The sequence below is a fragment of the Pseudomonas izuensis genome (genome assembly GCF_002356535.2).
Lineage (GTDB): Bacteria > Pseudomonadota > Gammaproteobacteria > Pseudomonadales > Pseudomonadaceae > Aquipseudomonas > Aquipseudomonas izuensis.
The window spans coordinates 6,609,944-6,629,274 of the sequence record NZ_AP017423.2; the positions used below are offsets into that span (position 1 = coordinate 6,609,944).

Genomic DNA, 19,331 nt, shown 5'->3' on the forward strand with positions numbered 1-19,331 from the left:
GCTCACATCCTTAATGAGTTTTTGCTACTCAGGGTTACCACGCCGTCGGCATGCTCGCGTCCCAGCCAGCTGGTCCAACCCAGAAGGCAATGGTTCTTCTCACCGATGTACAGCTCGCGGATTTCTTCCCGACGCAGGACCAGACAAATGTCGTAATCGAGTGGATCTCGCAGGGTGAACTGCACCAGCGCACACAATGGTTGATAACCGAAACCGTTCGGCAGGAACTCATGAAAGCGTTGCCAGTCGAGCTTACGAATATGAATCCGAAATTTTCCGCTGCGATCACGAACGTTCTCGCCCAGCACCAGGTCTTCACCGAGGCAGCTGTTGCTATGCCCAAGGCAATTGCGTTGCTCTTCGAGAATGTCTACACGACGCTCGATACATTGCTCTATCAGCAGCTCGGCGTGCTTGAAGTAATAACGTAGAACAGCCTCGATCAATGCCGCCGAATGTGCCCGTAGACTGAGCAGGCCGAGGTACGGCAGCAGACGCTTCCAGTTCAGCTCTCGCGCCTTGCGAATCTCTTCGCCACCAAGCCCTATCAGGGCAAACAGCTGCGAAGAAAACGAGTCCAGTGCACCAATCTGGAACCCTGCGTGATATCGGTATTTGCGCCAGATCGGCCACATCAGCCGCTGTAACCGGTGATGGAATAGATCGAGGAAATGGCGGGTCGGATTGCTGTCTTCGCTGTCGCTGGAAGCCTGTTCGGCATAAAACGCCGGCAGCGGTGAACCGGCCCCCACCAGGCTCATCAGATTGAAGCGCAACCGCGCGCGCATCTGCCCGCGCTCTTCAAAAAACTCCACACGGTCCACGTCACAACCTGGAAAACCCAGGCTTGGATTGGCCTGGAACTCCAGTTGGTCATACAGATCATCTTCGCTCAGATGTGGATGTTTCTCGCGCAGCCGATCAATCACCAGTCGCACGGCCTGAAACAGCGAGTACTCACGTATTGCCCGGCTCAGCCCGCTCAAAGCAGGGGCTGAAGCCCCATGCGCGGCGTCCATTGATAGACCTCTCCTTGTGTGCTGATTACCCGTAGCTCGTGATACGAATTGAGGCTCGCGTAAAGTGCAAAAAACTCGTTGAGTACCGAAGCGAACACGAACAGGTCGCCCTCGCCGATGTACCCTTGTGGGTCGATTATCAGTTCGGTTCGCAAGCCTCGTACCGGCAGTCCGCGGTGCAATCTGTCGACGTGCCGATGCTTGATCGACTTCAGTCCGCCAAGTAGATTTTTGCTGACTTTTTCAGCCTGCTGATCGTAGTAGCGCGGCAAGTCGTATGTTTCGAGGATCAGCTTCAACGCATTGATATCCGCCAGGGACAGATAGTTGAGCGACATGTTGCTTATCAGCTTCCAGAGGAAGTCCTGATTGAGCGGCGGCGCAAAGCATGGCGTGACCGAAGTGATGTTGCGAAAACTCAGAAGCTCCGGCGTCTGCCTGCAAGACTGGGTGATGTCACCGGGCTTTAAATCGCGCGGCAGGTTCTGATTCGTGCACATCAACTCGATCGAGAGTGTTTCCTGCACCTCGGCGTGTTGAGCTCCGAAGCTCAGATAAGTATCGAGACCGCCGTGTAGCAAGGATGAGCGCTGGCGAACGCTGTAATGAGGACGGCTGACCGGTACATCGAAACTTGGATCGTGCTCGAATGATTCGAACGGCACATACTCCCGATAACCCAAATCACTCCTCCATCCGGTGACGTTTTCTACCGAGAACACTCCGCAGTGTTCCAGGCTGTACTCGGCAGGCAGGAGCAAGTGTTCATCCTGTTTTCCATCAAGTCGCACTGGCAGTGCGTCGTGCGTGAACAGGTTTACGATCGGTGTACAGTGGAGCTTTATGTTGTCCAGAGTCGGGCGCAGTCTCTGCAGTGCGCTCTTGCGAATATCAAAACGCAACTCCAGGCCTCGCACCTGCGTCATGCTGTCTGCAGATATAGTCTTGAGCAGGTCGAGTCCGTTGATATCGATAAACAGGAACTTGTCCTGAAAAGCGAAGTACTCCTGCAGGTAGCGATAACCACGGAAGGTATTCAACGGGTACGGCACCAGTGCTTCTTCTTCGGCAAAACCCACCGGCTGCACGCGATCGCCAGATAACCGGAGTGCCAACGGCATGTCATTCACCCCGGCGATCGGCTTCCCGGCGCTATCCAGAGGAATGAGCTCGATACCTTGCAGATGACGCAACAGGCTCAGGTAAAGCATCTGGCTGATGTACCGTTCACCGGTAAAATGCAGACGCAAACGATTCAACGCCAGCTCACCAAAATGGCCATCAGTGCTCATTTCCAGTCGCAGACTCAAAAGCGAACCATCGCCCTTGGGCGAATAATCCAATCCGACAAGATTCAGCGCCGTGACTTCAGTTGAGTAGCACGTACGGAAACGGCAACGCACGCCTTCGATTGGCACACTTTCCACCGGTGTATCGCGATCGACCACAAATGCCGGCTCCGAACGCAACAACGGGGAGAACTGCAAAATGCTGAACGCCGGCAGCGGCCGCATATAGTTGGGCCACAGCAACTGCATCAACGAGTGGCTCAACTCAGGCAATTCGTCGTCGAGCTTCTGCCGCAGGCGCCCGGTCAAAAATGCGAAGCCTTCAAGCAACCGCTCCACATCCGGATCACGGCCGGGCTGGCCCAGGAAAGGTGCCAAAGCAGGATTACGCTCGGCGAAACGGCGACCCAGCTGGCGAAGTGCGGTCAGTTCGCTCTGGTAGTAGTGGTTAAAGGACATGGAAAATTCCGTTTGTCATTGGCTGACCTTGACTTGGCCGCTGCCATCCAGGCATGCGGAAAAACTGACTTGGCATTTGAGGCCGTCGATTTCCAACAGACCTTCAATGCTGAAAGACAGACGAAGCTGATCGTCGCCTTGCGGCCCTGGAAAAACATGTACTTTGCTCAGACGAGGTTCGTAGGCCTCGATGAAGCGTTCGATGGCCAAACGCGCCTGACTCAGGGAGTCGTGCAGACTCAGGCGCATGTCATTGAGATCGGGTAGCCCGTAATCGGGTAGCGTCTGCACACTGCCCGCACGGGTACTCAACATCTTGGCCAGATGGGCAGCCACAGAGGCCAAGGCGGAGTTTTCGCGACTCCAACCCACACGCTTTTCCGCATCACCACCCAGGCGTTCGAAGAGGCTGCCGTATCCGGTCATGAGTCAGCTCCGCTTACTCTTTGTCCAGCTTGCCGACCAGGGACAGGGTGAAATCCGCGCCCATGTACTTGAAATGCGGACGCACCTTCAGGCTTACGCGGTACCAGCCTGGCTCACCATCGACATCACTGACGATGATCTGGGCCGCGCGCAGAGGTCGGCGACCACGGACTTCGGCGCTCGGATTTTCCTGATCGGCCACGTATTGACGAATCCACTTGTTGAGTTCCTGCTCGAGGTCCGTACGTTCCTTCCATGAACCCAGTTGTTCGCGCTGCAGTACTTTCAAATAGTGGGCCAGCCGATTGACGATCATCATGTAAGGCAGTTGAGTGCCGAGCTTGTAGTTCAGCTCTAAAACCTTGCCTTCGGCACTGATGCCAAAACTTTTCGGTTTCTGAACGGAACTGGCAGAAAAGAATGCCGCGTTGTCGCTACCCTTGCGCATCGTCAGTGCGATGAATCCCTCTTCCGCCAGCTCGAATTCACGACGGTCAGATACCAGCACTTCGGTCGGAATCTTGGTTTCGATTTCGCCCATGCTTTCGAAGTGGTGCAACGGCAAGTCTTCAACCGCGCCACCGCTCTGCGGACCGATGATGTTCGGGCACCAGCGGAACTTGGCGAAGCTGTCGGTCAGTCGGGTACCGAATGTGTAAGCGGTGTTGCCCCACAGATAGTGCTCGTGGCTATTGGCTACGGTTTCTTTGTACACAAAGGATTTCACCGGATTTTCTTCCGGATGGTAAGGATTGCGCAGTAGAAAGCGCGGAACGGTCAGCCCCATGTAACGCGCGTCTTCCGACTGGCGGAAACTCTGCCACTTCGCAAATTGCGGGCCTTCGAAGTGATCTTTCAGGTCTTTCAGGTCCGGCAAACCAGTGAAGCTCTCCAGTCCGAAAAATCTCGGACCGGCTGCGGCGATGAACGGCGCATGGGACATGCAGGCAACGCTGGACACGTACTGCATCAACTTCACATCCGGCGAGCTCGGGGACAGGAAGTAATTGGCAATGATCGCCCCGACCGGCTGTCCACCGAACTGACCGTATTCGGCGGTATAGATGTGCTTGTATAAGCCAGCCTGCATCACCTCTGGCGAATCTTCGAAGTCATCCAGCAGGTCTTCTTTGGAGACGCTGAGGATTTCAATCTTGATGTTCTCGCGAAAGTTGGTGCGATCGACCAACAACTGCAGACCGCGCCACGAGGACTCCAGTGACTGAAAGTCGGGGTGGTGGAGTATTTCATCCATTTGGTGACTGAGCTTGGTATCGATCTCGGCGATCATCCGGTCGACCATGGCCTTCTTGACCGGCTCACCACTGTTCTGTGGTTTGAGTAACTCTTCGATGAACGCCGACACGCCGCGTTTGGCTATGTCATAGGCCTCGTCTTCTGGGCTCAGACGGGTTTCGGCGATGATGCTATCGAGAATGCTGTATTCACTCTCGTTGTTATGTTGCTGCGCTGCATTCGTGTTCACGCTATTGGATTCCTTGACTGATGGCAGATTCAGGCGGATTGGGCTACGGCGATCAGTCCTAATTCACTCAGTACGCGACTGCGGGATTCGTCGTCTGCCAGCACACTTTCAATGGCTTTGCGGAACGCAGGTGCATTACCGAGCGGCCCCTTGAGTGCCACTAGAGCGTTACGCAGCTCCATCAGTTTTTTCAGTTCAGGTACTTGCTCGACCAGGCTGGCCGGATTGAAATCCTTCATGGAATCGATGTGCAGATCCACGACCAATTCTTCACTACCGCTATCACCCTGCAGTCGGTTCGGTACACTCAATGTCACTTGTAGTTCCTGCTTGGCCAGCACTTCGTCAAAGGTCATCTTGTCGATGCTGATCGGCTTGCGATCTTCAACTTTGCGTTCGTCCTTGCGTTGGGTGTAGTCACCGATTGCCAGTAGTTTCAGCGGCAGTTCGATCTCTTCCTGAGCGCCTCCGGTGGCAGGTTTGAAAGTGATGTTGATGCGTTCCTTGGGGGCTACCGAGCCTTCTTTGGCCATGGCGATTCTCCTTGCGGTTGTGGCCCTGGGGCCTAGTCGAGTGCCACTTCAAGATCGAGGTGGCACAGCCTGCGATAAATCTCTTCCTTGCATTCGCGCACTGCATGGTTCTGCGGCAACAAATCGCAGCAGCTATGCAGTAGTTGGAGCACTTGCAACGCCAGGTCCGGCTCCCAGGTGTGCAGGCCCGCGTCCCTCAGTGTCAGGTCAAGAGTCTCAAGTTGGGTCTTGGCCAATTCGTATTTCCTGGCCATGAAACACAGGCGAGCGAGCGCGAACTGCCAGAGAAATCGCGCACGTGCACCTTGGGCACTGCGCAGGCCCTGCTTGAGAATCTGCACGGCAGCCTTGAGGCCGTCCTTGCGCAGAACTGGCTGAACATCTTCCAGGGCCTGCTCCCAGGCGGGTTGGGTTTCAAGTGCTTCGACAGGACGTGATGCATGGGGATTTTGCAGATGCGGCATGACTTGGGCATTGATCCACGCTCGGGTGGCCGGGTCGGCGAAAGGAGTGCCGTCGTGAAAACGTAACTCGAGAATCCCGGGCAGACGTTGAATCAACAGTGCGAAGTGGACTTCCACTTCACGCATGGCCGTTTCTGCATTCAGCCCCTGGAGACACTCCCAGACCATTCGCTGGCCATCAAACCAGAATGGCGCCTTGGACAGGCTGGGCTCCAGCTCCACCAGCAAATCGGCGTATCGGGCTTGATCGTAATGCTCCTGAAAGAGTTGGAGCCTTTCGACAGGTAACCCGCGCAGTACTGTGATCTGTTCGGCATTTCGTTCAGGCAAAGTGTCGACAGGTAGCCAGAGCAGCGTACGGTTGAGGCGCAATGCCCGCAGATCGGTGACCTTTTGCTTGAGCCACCAGGCACACAGCGGCCGCGCACTGTCCTGCTGAGCACGCAAGGCTTTATGGGCATCTTTTTCGTTATCGATAGGTGCGCAGGGGCTGAACAGCTGCGTGGCAACCTGTTTGACCTGAGCTACAGCAGACTCCACGACACCTGGCGTCGGTTGATGATCGACGGCTCTCTGCACGAGGTTTTTCAGGCGACGGGAAATCGGTAGCAACAAAGGCGCGTCGTCACTGAGGTGTTCCGCGCAAATGGCGTCGAGCCCTTCCAGATGCTCCACCAGGCGACGGAACAGTTGCAGTTGCTCTTTTATCGCGACGTCTTCAGTGAGCACCTGCTCAAGACGCGATACCAGCCAGTTGATAGCGGCAGCGCGGGTACGGGGTTTGTTCGGGTAAATGTCGGCCCAGCGACATTGACACAAGTGATGCAGCATTCCGAGACCGGCCAACAGTCCCTGGAAGGATTCACACTGGTACAAGGCCCATGTCAGCCAGGCACTGACCCGTAAATCCTTGGACTTGGTCCGCAGCAAGTTCTCGCAGCTCTCGCGAACTTTAGGCCAGTCGATCTGACTGCATTCGTGTATGGATTGGGCTTTGCCCAGCTCGCATTCCAGCGCTTCATATTCATTCGAAAAGCGAACATCCTCGCCCGCGAAACTCTCATTGGAAACAGAGACTTTAGCGAGTTCAAGGTAATGAGCGGAAAGTTTGCTTGAGTAAGACATCCATGGCCTTTTCAATAGTTATGGTCATCGGCAATCTGAGCTTCAATGACTCCGGCCCCCTGTAATCGAAGCCGACACAAAGCATGGCAAAAATAAAAAAAGAAAAATGTAGGACGCTTCCGAAAATTCACGCGAATGAAAGCTTCCAGCTAAAAACTGTCGTACTAATGACAATTTATTGTAGGAATATTTACCGTCGTATATTTCCAACGATGTCTCACGACACATCATTAATTAGTTTAGCAACAACACTTGAAATTAAAGCACTAGGCTTAAGCCATGCCCGACTTGCCCTTATGCAACATTAAGAAATATGAGAACTTTCTGGCGAAGATAAGAGAGCTTTCCTACATAAATACCACCAACGCCTTGTTAGCGTGTTTCAGCATTTAACACAGTTTCAATCCCGACTCAGCAAGCGCCTCACATTTCGTTTTCTCATTCGGCTCAAGGACGAGCCACGGAAAAGCAAAAGGATAAGCGTATGTTCGCTCCGGCCAATGCAGCCCATTTCACGCTCGAAATCCCTTCCGTTCACAACGACTTCAAAGTGCTGGCCTTTGAAGGCACTGAGACCATCAGTTCGTTGTACTCGATTGTCGTCGAGCTGGTCAGCGAGTACCGCGATATCGATCTGGAGGGCCTGCTTGGCCAACCGGCCTTTCTGCGGTTCGGACTTGGTGGCGAAGGGTTGCATGGCCATATCGAAGGGGTGGGCGCCCATGAGGTCGGCCAGCGCCTGAGCCGTTATCGCGTTCATCTGGTGCCGGCGCTCCACTACTTGCAGTTCAGCCGCGATCAGCGGATTTTTCAGGACCTGACGGTGCCGCAAATCATCGCTCAGGTGCTCAAGCAGCATGGCATCCAGGCAGACACTTATCGCTTTCATGTGCGAACCAGCGCCAAACGCGACTATTGCACCCAGTACGGGGAAAATGATTTTGAGTTCGTCCGGCGCCTATGCGCCGAGGACGGCATCGCGTGGCATCACCAGCATTCCCGCGAAGGTCATCTGCTGGTGTTTACCGACGACCAATCTTTTTTCCCAAAATTGAGCGAAACCCCGTTTCTGGATGACTCCGGCATGGTGGCGGAGCATCCGGTCGTCAGTCATTTCTCCCTGCGTTTCAACACGCGTACCAGCAGTACCACACACCGGGAATACGACCTGAAATGCCCGAGCCATTTGCTGGAGAGTCGCTACAGCAGCTCACTCAATCCTTCGCTTGAGGACTATCGTTATCCGCTGTTCAGCGAGAGCGAAAAACACGGTAAACAGCTCGCCCGGCAGGCATTGGAACGGCACCGCGCCGACTACCAATTAGCCGAAGGCAAAAGCGACCAACCGAACCTGCGCAGCGGCCATCTTTTCGGTCTGACGCAACACCCACGTAAATCCTGGAACGATCTATGGCTGCTGCTCAGTGTGACCCACACGGGTAAACAGCCTCAGGCCTTGGAAGAGGCATTCACAGGTACCACCGAGCCTGAGGACGGATTTACCCAGGGTTACCGCAACAGCTTCAGCGCCATCCCCTGGGACGTGTTTTATCGACCACCGCTGCATAGGCAACGAACACCGCTGGTTTGCCAGACCGCCCGTGTCACCGGGCCTGCCGATGATGAGATCTACTGCGATGAGTATGGTCGGGTGAAAGTCGAGTTCCATTGGGACCGCGCCGAACTCAACAACGAACACAGTAGTTGCTGGCTACGGGTTTCCACCGGCTGGGCGGGCCAGGATTTCGGCGCGGTGACCATTCCGCGCATCGGCATGGAAGTGGTCGTCACCTACCTGGAAGGCAATCCAGACTATCCGTTGATCACCGGATGCTTGCCGAACAAGCGCACGCCGGTGCCCTACCCTTTGCCCGCCAATAAAACCAAAACCGTACTGCGCAGCCACAGCTCACCGCACACCGGCGGCTACAACGAACTCTCCCTCGAAGACCGCGCCGGACAGGAGTTGATCCACCTGCGGGCGCAACGGGATATGGAGCAGAAGATCGGACACGACAGTCGGCTTGAAGTGGGCAATGAGCGTCGAGTCACCATCAAGGGCAACAGTATTACGGTGCTGGAGGCTGAAGAGCACCTCACTGTCATGTCGGATCGCAAGGTCGAGGTCAATGCCAACGACTACCTGCATGTCGCTGGCGACCGCCATACAAGAACAGATGGAACGTCGGTCGTCGAAGCCGGTGAGCACGTGCACATCAAGGCAGGTACACACCTAGTGATCGATGGGGGTGAGAGCCTTTGTATCAAGGTCGGCGGTCAGCACATCGTGCTCAACGCCGAGGGTATTTTCAGCAGTACCAAGATTGATCTCGGCGGTGCTCCGATGCCGGGTACGGTTGCGCATACATTACTGAAGGGGACAGCGGCGGGCGTGTTGGTATCCGTCGCGCCTGCGCCTGCTCCTGCTCCTGCTCCTGCTCCTGCGGAAGAAGATCAAGCGTCGGATGAACTGGAGGAAGAGGAAGAAGAAATCGAGATAGAAGGTATCACGCTGCGAATCGGCGTTTTTTTCGATGGCACGGGGAACAACAAAGCCAATAGCGAAACTGTAGCAGCCTGCTACGCCCCGGATGCTGACCTGGCTGAAGCCGCCGAGGAAATACAGAAGCATTGCGCAGCCTATGGGTACGACGGCAATGGAAGTTCGCCGGATAATAGTTATGGGAATGATGTGAGCAATATTGTGAGGCTGCACAGTCTCTACGATGACCAAACAGACGCAACCATCTTGCCAGACGCAACAATGACTTCAATCGCCGTCTATGTGGAGGGCATCGGGACCACAAGCGGTGGTGAAGACTCGCTCTACTCGCAAGCAACTGGACTTGGCGAAACAGGTGTGGCCGCTCGCGTTGAGCAGAGCCCGACGCTCATTGGAGAGCAAATACGTCAGCTAAGAGCCCGTAACCCGGAACTGATCATCAAGCGAATTGAATTCGATATTTTCGGATTCAGCCGAGGAGCAGCTGCGGCGAGGCACTTCGCGAATGAAGTGCTCAAGGGCCGACACAGCATTCTGGCCAAAGCTCTGCCAGCCGGCTCTCCAGTCCTGTCCAGCAGTTTCAACTGGCGACTCAAATCGGAAGTCAGCATTAACTTCATCGGCCTGTTCGATACCGTCGCCTCAATCGCCAACCCATGGCTGTTCGATTTCACGGGTGCCAACAGCAGAAACCCTTTCATCAATCTCAAACTGCCCGATGACTGCGCCAAAAAGGTGGTGCATCTGGTTGCCCGTGACGAATTCCGTGAAAACTTCGCCCTCAACAGCCTGGGTAGCCTGGATTTGGTCTTACCGGGCGCGCACTCGGACCTCGGTGGTGGCTACCTGCCACGAGCCAAGGAAAAGCTTCTGCTGGGTAAACCCGTTACTAGCCAAGTCAGCCTAAGCACGGAGGCGACCCGTAGCACCGCTTACTTTACCGCCGAAAAGGAAGTGCGCGCTTTGTACAACAAAGGCGTGATCGGATTCGACGGCTCTACCACCGAGCTGAGAGTGACGCTCTGGGAAAAACCCGTACCCCAAACAATCGAAGAGCGAAAGTCCAACACCGCTCCCCAAAAAAAGGTTATTGCGGCTGCAGCCATTGAACGTTCCGTACAGGGCGAACTCTCGTTGGTATATTTGCGCATCATGCGCGAGCTGGCGATCAGACATGATGTTCCGTTCAAGCTTATCCCAAATGTCCCGGCTCTACGGTTGCCCGAAGAGCTGGAGCCTATCCACAAGAAACTCCAGGCATACGCATTGGGAGAATCATCCGTCGAGGGACTTACGAGCGAAGAAACGGTTTTGTTACGCACCCGCTATATCCACCTTTCCGCTAACTGGAACGCGGCCAAAGACTTGAACAGCAGTGAGATGAGCGTCGTTTTTATCAATCGGCCTGCCGAAAAAAATCAACGAGTGGTGCATCCAAATGAATAACGTTGCCTGCCTTATCAAAAGATGCGCAGGCCTGTTTTCAGGATTACTGTTGGCTGGCTGCACACAAAGCTTCGCTCATACGAGCAATGACTTGCCTTGGTTCCTGGCTTTTTCCGCACCGGCCTACATGGAGGTCTGGATCGAAACCGCGGACGTTGTGGATGTCCGGGAGCGAGTGTTTCGTGGGGCGGGAGGCGGTATCGCCTCTGTTCCGAATCCCTCAAACAATCGAGGTATTGCCCGAGGATGGGTCAGCAGCAATGGTAGCGGTAAAGGCAGGTATGTCACTGGTGCCGATTTGCCTAGACTGGTCTACGTGCGCTGGCAATCCTTGGCCGAACCACAAACCTATGAGGCCTATATCGTCATCTCCGAATCGGCACGGGAGATCATGCGCAAACCGGAGAAGGCCTTTTGCGAAGCAGACGGCAAGTGGATTACCGAGTCCCGCGACAACATGGGCATTGGCCTGGCGCCGGGCGGCATTGCCAAGGTTTGGCTTGGTGGTGCCTGCCTGAGTGCTGTTGAGATTACCCGGGTAGTGGGCACCATCAACAAGCAAGGACCCTCTCAGGGTAAAAATGAGGGGCGATATGCCTTGCCTCTTTCACCTGAATCCCAAGCCTATGTAGATAAATTCGGCATCCCCTTTGGAAGTTGGTAAGGAGTGCCAACATTACCGGTACCCGGCGCACAGCGGGAGCACATGAACGACCAGTATTTCAGGCACAAAAAATGGGCACCCAACCCTGGTTGGCGTGCCCATTCTTTTTCCCACTCCCCCGCTACGCGGGTTGGGGATAAGTATTACGGATTAACGCTGTCTTTCAACGATTTGCCCGGCTTGAACGCAACGGTGTTGCTGGCCTTGATTTTGACGGGCTCACCGGTTTGCGGGTTTTTGCCGGTGCGGGCGCCGCGGTGGCGTTGCAGGAAGGTGCCGAAGCCTACCAGCGTGACGCTGTCTTTGCGGTGCAGGGCGCCGGTGATTTCTTCGAGAACGGCGTTCAGGACGCGGTTGGCCTGTTCTTTGGTGAGGTCTGCTTTTTCAGCAATTGCTGCGGCGAGATCTGGTTTGCGCATGTTAGTGAAGCCCCTTTGACGGTTTTTTGTTGTTATGTCCGTGCTGCTCTCTGTGGAGCAGCGCCCAAAGCGCCGCAGGTGCTCTACTCTGCGGCAGACGGGAGTGAGGATGGCACGCACGGAAGAGCCGCGCCAGTATTGGCGCGGCCTTTATAACGTCAACATGGGGGTGATTCCGACAGAACGACCGGTATTTACGCCAGGAGTGCCGGAAGCTCTTTGTTCAGGGCCAGTTTTTCCATCACGGCCGTGCCTGTAAGGGCATAACCGAGCAGTTTGCCGCTGGCATCGCGGCATAAGACCTTGATGTCGGCGCCCTGCCCTTCGACCGTCCACACGCCTTCGGAACCCCGTGGTGGCGGGGAGACCACCAGCGGGCACACCGGTGTTTTGACGGTGATGGGCATCGGGCCATAGGTGACCGCCGTCGGGTTGCCGGCCAGGGTCTGGGCCAACGCTCGCGCACAGCTCATCAGGGGCATCACGTACAGCAGGTTCAGGCCATCGACCTCGGCGCAGTCGCCCAGTGCGTAGATGTTGGCGTGGGACGTTTTCAGGTGACGATCGACCATCACACCACGATTGATCTGCAAACCGGCGGCAGCGGCCAGGTCGATGCGCGGGCGCAGGCCAATGGCCGAGACCACCACGTCGCACAGGATGACCTGGCCGTCGGACAGGTGCGCTTCCAGGCCATCGGCGACGCGTTGCAGGCGATTGAGCACCGGCCCGAGGTGGAAGCGTGCGCCGAGGCTTTCCAGCCCGGCCTGAACTGCAGCGGCCGCCGCCGGGTGCAGCAGGGTCGGCATGACCTGCTCGCACGGTGCAACCAGTTGCACTTCATAGCCGCCCAGCGTCAGGTCGTTGGCGAATTCGCAGCCGATCAGGCCAGCGCCCAGCAACAGAACCCGACGCTTGCCGGCCGCTGCGGCGCGAAAACGTGCGTAGTCTTCCAGGTCGTTGATGGGGAATACGCAGTCCGCCGCGTCACCTTCGATGGGCACCCGCACGGTTTCTGCGCCCCAGGCCAGGATCAGGTCGCGGTAGTACACCGCTTCTTCACCGATCCACAGGCGCTTGTGGCCTGGGTCGATACCGCTGATGCGGGTGTGGGTGCGCACTTCGGCCTTCAACTGCTCGGCCATCACGCCCGGTTCGGCCATGCTCAGGCCGTCGGCGTCTTTGTTTTTACCGAAACCCGTGGAGAGCATCGGCTTGGAGTAGGAGCGCCCGTCATCGGCGGTAATCAACAGCAGCGGGGTTTCAGTATCGAGTTTGCGAAACTCCCGGGCCAGGTTGTAGCCAGCCAGGCCGGTGCCGACGATCACGACAGGTGCGTTCATTCCTTACTCCTCAGTTTTTTAAGCAGCGATTTCGATCATTTCAAAATCCATCTTGCCCACACCGCAGTCCGGGCACAGCCAGTCTTCCGGCACGTCTTGCCACGGGGTGCCCGGTGCAATGCCGTCATCCGGCCAGCCCTCGGCTTCGTTGTAGATCAGGCCGCAGACCACACATTGCCACTTTTTCATTTAGGTACTTCCTCAGGGTTCAGGCTTCTACTGGCGCGAACGGTCGATGGTTGCAGCGTTGCCGTCCGGCTCAGTGCGTTTTGTACTGATGGGGCCGGGCAGTTGCAAGCCTGTTCGGCGCAACGGGCGGCCAGATCACTCAAATTTATGAGCTGACATGTTAAGCTCGCCGCCTCCTTTGCTGCCAATAATGACTCATTGTGCAACACACAAATCCCCCTCGTTCGGCCCCTCTCTGGCGCTCTCAAAGCTTGCTGACGCCCCTCCCCGACCCGTCTACCCTCGATTGGTTGTTCGACGAAGGCTCGCTGACCCGACGCCTGACCCGTCTGTCGAATGACGGCTTCAGCGTCACGCCGCTGTTCGAAGGCTGGCAGACCTTGCGCACCGATGAATGCGCCGCGCTGGACCTGGCCGAAGGCAGTGAAGGCTGGGTGCGCGAGGTGTATTTGCGCGGGCATGGCCAGGCGTGGGTGTTTGCCCGCAGCGTCGCATCGCGCAGTGCATTGCAGGGCGACGGCTTGCACATGGACGAACTGGGCAGCCGCTCCCTGGGGGAACTGCTGTTTTGCGACCACGCGTTCCAGCGCCGCGCCATCGAGGTTTGCCACTATCCTCAAGCGTGGCTGCCGACGGAAGTTCAGGCCCCTGAGCTGTGGGGCCGCCGCTCGCGCTTCGACCGTGGCACCTTGAGCGTGCTGGTGGCCGAAATTTTCCTGCCGACCCTGTGGAGCGCTGCCCGCGCCCATCCGGAGAACTGCTGATGTACCAGAGCCTGCTCAAGTCCTTGAACCGCTTGAACCCACGGGCCTGGGATTTCATTCAACTGACGCGTATGGACAAGCCGATCGGCATTTATCTGCTGCTGTGGCCGACGTTGTGGGCGCTGTGGATTGCCGGCAAGGGCTCGCCGTCGCTGGCCAATATCGTGATTTTCGTCCTCGGCGTGGTGCTGACCCGCGCGGGCGGTTGTGTGATCAACGATTGGGCGGACCGCAAGGTCGACGGCCATGTGAAGCGCACCGAACAGCGGCCGCTGCCGAGCGGCAAGATCAGCTCCAAAGAGGCGCTGGTGTTCTTTGCGTTGCTGATGGGCGTGAGTTTCCTGCTGGTGCTGTGCACCAACGCAGCAACGGTCTGGCTGTCGTTCGGTGGCCTGGCGCTGGCGTTCAGTTATCCGTTCATGAAGCGCTACACCTATTACCCGCAAGTGGTGCTGGGTGCAGCGTTCTCCTGGGGGATGCCGATGGCGTTCACCGCCGAAACCGGCGAACTGCCGGCTGCGGCCTGGTTGCTGTGGATCGCCAACCTGCTGTGGACGGTGGGTTATGACACGTATTACGCCATGACTGACCGTGACGACGACTTGAAGATCGGCGTGAAATCCACGGCGATTCTGTTTGGCGAAGCAGACCGGGCGATCATCCTGGCCCTGCAAGGGTTGGCGTTGGGCTGCCTGTGGCTGGCCGGCTCGAAATTCGAGCTCGGTGGCTGGTTCCATCTAGGCCTGGCGGTGGCGGCGGGCTGTTTCGCCTGGGAATTCTGGTACACCCGAGGCAAGGACCGCATGCGCTGTTTCAAGGCGTTCTTGCACAACCACTGGGCCGGGTTGGCGATTTTCGTTGGGATTGTGCTGGATTACGCGCTGCGTTGACCGTTGAAAAAGATCGCAGCCTGCGCTCGCTCCAACAGGGGATGGAGCCAGCGCAGGCTGCGATCTGATTACGGCGCAGGCGAATCGCTTATTTATGCTCGTGCACGACGTGCCAGACGTCCTTCATGTTGTCGCCTGCCATGTCACCTGGTTTTTTGTCCTTCATGAAGGTGTAAAGCGGCTTGCCGTCATAGGCCCACTGCATCTTACCGTCGTCACGCTTGATCGTGCTCCACTTGCCTTCGGGCTTGGCACCCGCCGGCGCCATCATTGGCGGCCAGTATTCAGCGCACTCGCCGTTGCACGTCGACTTGCCGCCCGAGTCCTTGTCGTACGTGTACACCGTCATGCCTTTGTGATCGACCATCATCCCGTCTTTCATCATCGCCGGCTCGGCGGCGAAGGCCATTGCCGGCAGCGTTAGTGCAGCTGTAACGAGCAGAGCCTTCCAGGATTGAGCAATGTGTTTCATGGAAACCTTCCTTTGTGGTTGTCAGGATTCGGAGAATTAGAGCTTAGTTCAGGTTCGTGACAATCGCCGGGCGGCTAAAATACTGTCACACGACTGCAATAATTCCGTTATCTAATGCGGCGCAAGACAGTTAAATGACAAGAGGATTAAGGCATGGTTGGCAGGAGCATTCTGATCGTCGACGACGAAGCGCCCATTCGCGAAATGATCGCCGTTGCGTTGGAAATGGCCGGCTACGACTGCCTGGAGGCGGAGAACTCCCAGCAGGCCCACGCCATTATCGTCGACCGCAAACCGGACCTGATCCTGCTCGACTGGATGCTGCCCGGCACTTCCGGCATCGAGCTGGCCCGCCGCCTCAAGCGCGATGAGCTGACCGGGGATATCCCGATCATCATGCTCACCGCCAAGGGTGAAGAGGACAACAAGATCCAGGGCCTGGAAGTGGGTGCCGACGACTACATCACCAAACCCTTTTCCCCCCGCGAACTGGTCGCTCGCCTGAAGGCCGTGCTGCGCCGCGCCGGCCCGACTGATGGCGAGGCGCCGATTGAAGTCGGCGGCCTGCTGCTCGACCCGATCGGCCACCGCGTGACCATCGATGGCAAGCCCGCGGAAATGGGACCGACCGAATACCGACTGCTGCAATTTTTCATGACCCACCAGGAACGCGCCTACACCCGTGGCCAGCTGCTGGATCAGGTCTGGGGCGGCAACGTCTACGTTGAGGAACGCACGGTCGACGTGCACATCCGGCGCCTGCGCAAAGCCCTCGGCGATGCCTACGAAAACCTGGTACAAACCGTGCGCGGCACCGGTTATCGCTTTTCTACGAAGGCCTGATCCGGACTTTTCCCCGCTTTAGAAGTAGACAAGGACGCGCGCTCAAGTGAACCAAAACTGGCATGGCACCCTGATTCGCCACATGCTGCTGCTGGTCACCGCCTGCCTGGTGATCGGTTTGATCACCGGCTACTACGGCTGGAGCCTCGCTGCGGGGTTGGGTCTTTACCTGGCCTGGACCCTCAAGCAACTGCTGCGCCTGCATGAGTGGCTGCGCCTGCATACGCCCGATGAAGCGCCGCCCGATGGCTACGGCCTGTGGGGCGAGGTGTTCGACAGCATCTACCACCTGCAACGTCGTGACCAACGGGTACGCGGACGCTTGCAAGCGGTGATCGACCGCGTTCAGGAATCCACCGCGGCATTGAAAGATGCCGTGGTCATGCTCGACAGCGATGGCAACCTGGAATGGTGGAACCGCGCCGCTGAAACCCTGCTGGGCCTCAAGACCCCACAAGACAGCGGTCAACCGGTGACCAACCTGGTGCGTCATCCGCGCTTCAAGGAATACTTCGAGCAAGACAGTTACGCCGAACCGTTGGAAATCCCCTCGCCCACCAACGACCGGATGCGTATTCAGCTGTACATCACCCGCTACGGCAACAATGAGCATTTGATGCTGGTGCGTGACGTGACGCGCATCCATCAGCTGGAGCAGATGCGCAAAGACTTCATCGCCAACGTGTCCCATGAACTGCGCACGCCGCTGACGGTGATTTGCGGCTACCTGGAAACCCTGCTCGACAACGTCGAGGACGTGAACCCGCGCTGGACCCGCGCCCTGCAGCAAATGCAGCAACAGGGCGGGCGCATGCAAACCTTGCTCAACGACTTGCTGTTGCTGGCCAAGCTGGAAGCCACCGATTACCCGTCGGACAACCAGCCGGTGGCCATCGATGGCTTGCTGCAATCGATCAAGAGCGATGCGCAGCAGTTGTCCGGGCAGAAAAACCAGCAAATTACCCTTGAAGCCGATCCGACGATTTTGCTCAAGGGCAGCGAAGCGGAATTACGCAGTGCGTTTTCCAATCTGGTGTTCAACGCGGTGAAATACACCCAGGCCGAAGGCAACATCCGCATTCGCTGGTGGGGTGATGAGCAAGGCGCGCACCTGAGCGTGCAGGATTCCGGGATCGGCATCGACGCCAAACACCTCCCGCGCCTGACTGAACGCTTCTATCGCGTCGACTCAAGCCGCAATTCCAACACCGGCGGCACCGGGCTGGGCCTGGCGATCGTCAAACACGTGCTGTTGCGCCATCGCGCGCGCATGGAGATCAGCAGCGTACCGGGCCACGGCAGTACGTTTACCTGCCACTTCGCCCCTGCCCAGGTCAGTAAATCCCGGGTTATCAGCACTGCTGACTGATACCGGCCAGCACGCGCCACTAGGCAATCGCACAGTCAGCCGCTACATTGGCTGACTTGCGTCTGCTTTTTCAGGTGCACTTTTTTCTTTCCATTCGAATACACGGAACCCGCAAAACTCCATCATGGACCCTTCCCCTGGCTTGACCCTCGCAACAATATTCGCCGACTTCGGCATGATTCTTTTCGCTCTGATCCTGGTTTTGCTCAACGGCTTTTTCGTTGCGGCGGAATTTGCCATGGTCAAACTGCGCTCGACCCGGGTCGAAGCCATCGCTGAACAGCACGGCTGGCGCGGGCACATCCTGCGCACCGTACACAGTCAGCTCGATGCTTACCTGTCGGCGTGCCAATTGGGTATCACCCTCGCCTCCCTGGGCCTGGGCTGGGTCGGCGAACCGGCGTTCGCGCACCTTCTGGCCCCTGTGCTGAGTGCCGTGGGCGTAGATTCCAACGAAGTGGTCAAGGCGATTTCGTTCTTCACCGCGTTCTTCATCATTTCGTACCTGCACATCGTGGTCGGCGAACTGGCGCCCAAATCCTGGGCCATCCGCAAACCCGAGCTGCTGTCGCTGTGGACAGCGGTGCCCTTGTACCTGTTCTACTGGGCCATGTACCCGGCCATCTACCTGCTCAACGCCAGCGCCAACCAGATCCTGCGCATCGCAGGCCAGGGTGAACCCGGCCCGCACCACGAGCACCATTACAGCCGCGACGAGCTCAAGCTGATCCTCCACTCCAGTCGCGCCAGTGACCCCAGCGACCAGGATATGCGCGTGCTGGCATCTGCGGTGGAAATGGGCGAGCTGGAAGTGGTCGACTGGGCCAACTCACGCGAAGACCTGGTCTACCTCAACAGCACGGACAAGCTGGAAGATGTGTTCAGCCTGTTCCGCCGCCACAAGTACAGCCGCTTCCCGGTGTACGACGAGGAAACCGGCAGCTTTATCGGCCTGCTGCACATCAAGGACCTGCTGCTGCAGCTGTCGTTGCTGGAGATGCTGCCGTCCAAGTTCAATCTGACCGAGCTTCTGCACCCGCTGGAGCGGGTGACCAAGCACATGCAGCTGTCCAGCCTGCTGGAACAGTTCCGTCAGGGCGGCGCGCACTTTGCCCTGGTCGAAGAGGCCGACGGCAAGGTGATCGGCTTCCTGACCATGGAAGACGTGCTGGAGGCCCTGGTTGGTGATATCCAGGACGAACACCACAAGGCCGAGCGCGGGATTCTCGCGTATCAGCCGGGCAAACTGCTGGTGCGCGGCGATACTCCGCTGTTCAAGGTCGAGAGGTTGCTGGGTATCGACCTGGATCACGTCGAAGCCGAAACACTCGCCGGGCTGGTCTATGAAAGTTTGAAGCGCGTGCCGGAAGAGGAAGAGGTGCTGGAAGTCGAAGGCCTGCGGATCATCATCAAGAAGATGAAAGGACCGAAGATTGTGCTGGCCAAGGTGTTGATGCTCAATTGATCAGGAGCCGGAAGGCTTTGGTGGCGAGGGAGCTTGCTCCCGCTGGGCTGCGAAGCGGCCCCAAATACTGCGATAGTGGATTGTCTGAAAGAACTGGTTGTCTGGTTTTACGACTGCTGCGCAGCCGAACGGGAGCAAGCTCCCTCGCCACAGTGAATCGCAG

The 19,331-nt window shown here is 57.3% G+C and carries 17 protein-coding genes; 7 read left to right on the forward strand and 10 right to left on the reverse strand.

The genetic code is table 11. The annotated features are described in order from the left end of the window. Positions 1-2: 2 nt before the first annotated feature. From tssG to tssA, 6 genes are read right to left on the reverse strand one after another with little or no spacing between them, the layout of a single operon-like run. The gene (tssG, locus tag LAB08_RS29700) at positions 3-1,019 is read right to left on the reverse strand and encodes a type VI secretion system baseplate subunit TssG (protein WP_096514208.1); all 1,017 of its coding nucleotides are present in this window, start codon (positions 1,017-1,019) and stop codon (positions 3-5) included. After that, positions 983-2,767, reverse strand: coding sequence for a type VI secretion system baseplate subunit TssF (gene tssF, locus LAB08_RS29705; RefSeq protein WP_096514207.1), 1,785 nt, complete (start codon positions 2,765-2,767; stop codon positions 983-985). The genes tssG and tssF overlap by 37 nt, the downstream gene beginning before the upstream one ends. A 15-nt stretch (positions 2,768-2,782) precedes the next feature. Then, the gene (tssE, locus tag LAB08_RS29710) at positions 2,783-3,193 is read right to left on the reverse strand and encodes a type VI secretion system baseplate subunit TssE (RefSeq protein ID WP_096514206.1); all 411 of its coding nucleotides are present in this window, start codon (positions 3,191-3,193) and stop codon (positions 2,783-2,785) included. 13 nt (positions 3,194-3,206) lie between these two features. Then, positions 3,207-4,679 (reverse strand): type VI secretion system contractile sheath large subunit, encoded by a 1,473-nt coding sequence (tssC, locus tag LAB08_RS29715; protein WP_096514205.1) that lies wholly within the window; start codon positions 4,677-4,679, stop codon positions 3,207-3,209. Between the two features lie 29 nt (positions 4,680-4,708). After that, positions 4,709-5,212: a type VI secretion system contractile sheath small subunit gene (gene tssB, locus LAB08_RS29720; protein WP_096514204.1), complete on the reverse strand. Its 504-nt coding sequence runs from the start codon at positions 5,210-5,212 to the stop codon at positions 4,709-4,711. Positions 5,213-5,244: 32 nt separating this feature from the next. Continuing rightward, positions 5,245-6,801 (reverse strand): type VI secretion system protein TssA, encoded by a 1,557-nt coding sequence (tssA, locus tag LAB08_RS29725; RefSeq protein ID WP_096514203.1) that lies wholly within the window; start codon positions 6,799-6,801, stop codon positions 5,245-5,247. Positions 6,802-7,285: 484 nt separating this feature from the next. On the opposite strand from tssA, the gene tssI reads away from it, so the two are divergent. Beyond that, a complete protein-coding gene (gene tssI, locus LAB08_RS29730; RefSeq protein ID WP_096514202.1) occupies positions 7,286-10,750 on the forward strand; it encodes a type VI secretion system tip protein TssI/VgrG in 3,465 nt (1,154 codons plus the stop codon). Beyond that, positions 10,743-11,414 carry a DUF2931 family protein gene (locus tag LAB08_RS29735; RefSeq protein WP_096514201.1) on the forward strand — a complete coding sequence of 224 codons (672 nt, stop codon included), beginning with the start codon at positions 10,743-10,745 and terminating at the stop codon, positions 11,412-11,414. The genes tssI and LAB08_RS29735 overlap by 8 nt, the downstream gene beginning before the upstream one ends. Positions 11,415-11,557: 143 nt before the next feature. Here the strand turns inward: LAB08_RS29735 and LAB08_RS29740 are convergent, their stop codons facing one another. The 3 genes from LAB08_RS29740 to LAB08_RS29750 form a co-directional block, all read right to left on the reverse strand. Next, positions 11,558-11,833 (reverse strand): HU family DNA-binding protein, encoded by a 276-nt coding sequence (locus tag LAB08_RS29740; RefSeq protein ID WP_003195589.1) that lies wholly within the window; start codon positions 11,831-11,833, stop codon positions 11,558-11,560. Between the two features lie 194 nt (positions 11,834-12,027). Continuing rightward, positions 12,028-13,176 carry an NAD(P)/FAD-dependent oxidoreductase gene (locus LAB08_RS29745; RefSeq protein WP_096514200.1) on the reverse strand — a complete coding sequence of 383 codons (1,149 nt, stop codon included), beginning with the start codon at positions 13,174-13,176 and terminating at the stop codon, positions 12,028-12,030. A gap of 18 nt (positions 13,177-13,194) precedes the next feature. Next, entirely contained in the window at positions 13,195-13,365 is a 171-nt protein-coding gene (locus LAB08_RS29750) for a rubredoxin (protein WP_096514199.1), read from the reverse strand. A gap of 200 nt (positions 13,366-13,565) precedes the next feature. Here LAB08_RS29750 and LAB08_RS29755 point away from each other — a divergent pair, with 200 nt between their 5' ends. Further along, positions 13,566-14,129, forward strand: coding sequence for a chorismate--pyruvate lyase family protein (locus tag LAB08_RS29755; protein WP_096514198.1), 564 nt, complete (start codon positions 13,566-13,568; stop codon positions 14,127-14,129). Next, on the forward strand, positions 14,129-15,019 hold the full coding sequence (gene ubiA, locus LAB08_RS29760) for a 4-hydroxybenzoate octaprenyltransferase (protein ID WP_096514197.1): 891 nt from the start codon (positions 14,129-14,131) through the stop codon (positions 15,017-15,019). The genes LAB08_RS29755 and ubiA overlap by 1 nt, the downstream gene beginning before the upstream one ends. A gap of 88 nt (positions 15,020-15,107) precedes the next feature. On the opposite strand, the gene LAB08_RS29765 is transcribed toward ubiA, so the two are convergent. Then, entirely contained in the window at positions 15,108-15,491 is a 384-nt protein-coding gene (locus LAB08_RS29765; RefSeq protein ID WP_096514196.1) for a COG4315 family predicted lipoprotein, read from the reverse strand. Between the two features lie 153 nt (positions 15,492-15,644). Between LAB08_RS29765 and phoB the strand changes: the two genes are divergently transcribed. The 3 genes from phoB to LAB08_RS29780 all read left to right on the forward strand — a co-directional run bounded on the left by phoB (position 15,645) and on the right by LAB08_RS29780 (position 19,168). Continuing rightward, positions 15,645-16,334 carry a phosphate regulon transcriptional regulator PhoB gene (phoB, locus tag LAB08_RS29770; RefSeq protein WP_034149326.1) on the forward strand — a complete coding sequence of 230 codons (690 nt, stop codon included), beginning with the start codon at positions 15,645-15,647 and terminating at the stop codon, positions 16,332-16,334. Positions 16,335-16,416: 82 nt separating this feature from the next. Continuing rightward, the gene (gene phoR / locus LAB08_RS29775) at positions 16,417-17,703 is read left to right on the forward strand and encodes a phosphate regulon sensor histidine kinase PhoR (RefSeq protein WP_254007557.1); all 1,287 of its coding nucleotides are present in this window, start codon (positions 16,417-16,419) and stop codon (positions 17,701-17,703) included. A gap of 124 nt (positions 17,704-17,827) precedes the next feature. Next, the gene (locus LAB08_RS29780) at positions 17,828-19,168 is read left to right on the forward strand and encodes a hemolysin family protein (protein WP_096514194.1); all 1,341 of its coding nucleotides are present in this window, start codon (positions 17,828-17,830) and stop codon (positions 19,166-19,168) included. Positions 19,169-19,331: the final 163 nt, after the last annotated feature.

What these genes read in the sequence shown, in the direction of transcription:
- tssG (WP_096514208.1), bottom strand. Translation starts at nt 1,019, where the DNA reads ATGGACGCCGCGCATGGGGCTTCAGCCCCTGCTTTGAGCGGGCTGAGC.
- tssF (WP_096514207.1), bottom strand. Translation starts at nt 2,767, where the DNA reads ATGTCCTTTAACCACTACTACCAGAGCGAACTGACCGCACTTCGCCAG.
- tssE (WP_096514206.1), bottom strand. Translation starts at nt 3,193, where the DNA reads ATGACCGGATACGGCAGCCTCTTCGAACGCCTGGGTGGTGATGCGGAA.
- tssB (WP_096514204.1), bottom strand. Translation starts at nt 5,212, where the DNA reads ATGGCCAAAGAAGGCTCGGTAGCCCCCAAGGAACGCATCAACATCACT.
- tssA (WP_096514203.1), bottom strand. Translation starts at nt 6,801, where the DNA reads ATGTCTTACTCAAGCAAACTTTCCGCTCATTACCTTGAACTCGCTAAA.
- tssI (WP_096514202.1), top strand. Translation starts at nt 7,286, where the DNA reads ATGTTCGCTCCGGCCAATGCAGCCCATTTCACGCTCGAAATCCCTTCC.
- LAB08_RS29735 (WP_096514201.1), top strand. Translation starts at nt 10,743, where the DNA reads ATGAATAACGTTGCCTGCCTTATCAAAAGATGCGCAGGCCTGTTTTCA.
- LAB08_RS29740 (WP_003195589.1), bottom strand. Translation starts at nt 11,833, where the DNA reads ATGCGCAAACCAGATCTCGCCGCAGCAATTGCTGAAAAAGCAGACCTC.
- LAB08_RS29745 (WP_096514200.1), bottom strand. Translation starts at nt 13,176, where the DNA reads ATGAACGCACCTGTCGTGATCGTCGGCACCGGCCTGGCTGGCTACAAC.
- LAB08_RS29750 (WP_096514199.1), bottom strand. Translation starts at nt 13,365, where the DNA reads ATGAAAAAGTGGCAATGTGTGGTCTGCGGCCTGATCTACAACGAAGCC.
- ubiA (WP_096514197.1), top strand. Translation starts at nt 14,129, where the DNA reads ATGTACCAGAGCCTGCTCAAGTCCTTGAACCGCTTGAACCCACGGGCC.
- LAB08_RS29765 (WP_096514196.1), bottom strand. Translation starts at nt 15,491, where the DNA reads ATGAAACACATTGCTCAATCCTGGAAGGCTCTGCTCGTTACAGCTGCA.
- phoB (WP_034149326.1), top strand. Translation starts at nt 15,645, where the DNA reads ATGGTTGGCAGGAGCATTCTGATCGTCGACGACGAAGCGCCCATTCGC.
- phoR (WP_254007557.1), top strand. Translation starts at nt 16,417, where the DNA reads ATGCTGCTGCTGGTCACCGCCTGCCTGGTGATCGGTTTGATCACCGGC.
- LAB08_RS29780 (WP_096514194.1), top strand. Translation starts at nt 17,828, where the DNA reads ATGGACCCTTCCCCTGGCTTGACCCTCGCAACAATATTCGCCGACTTC.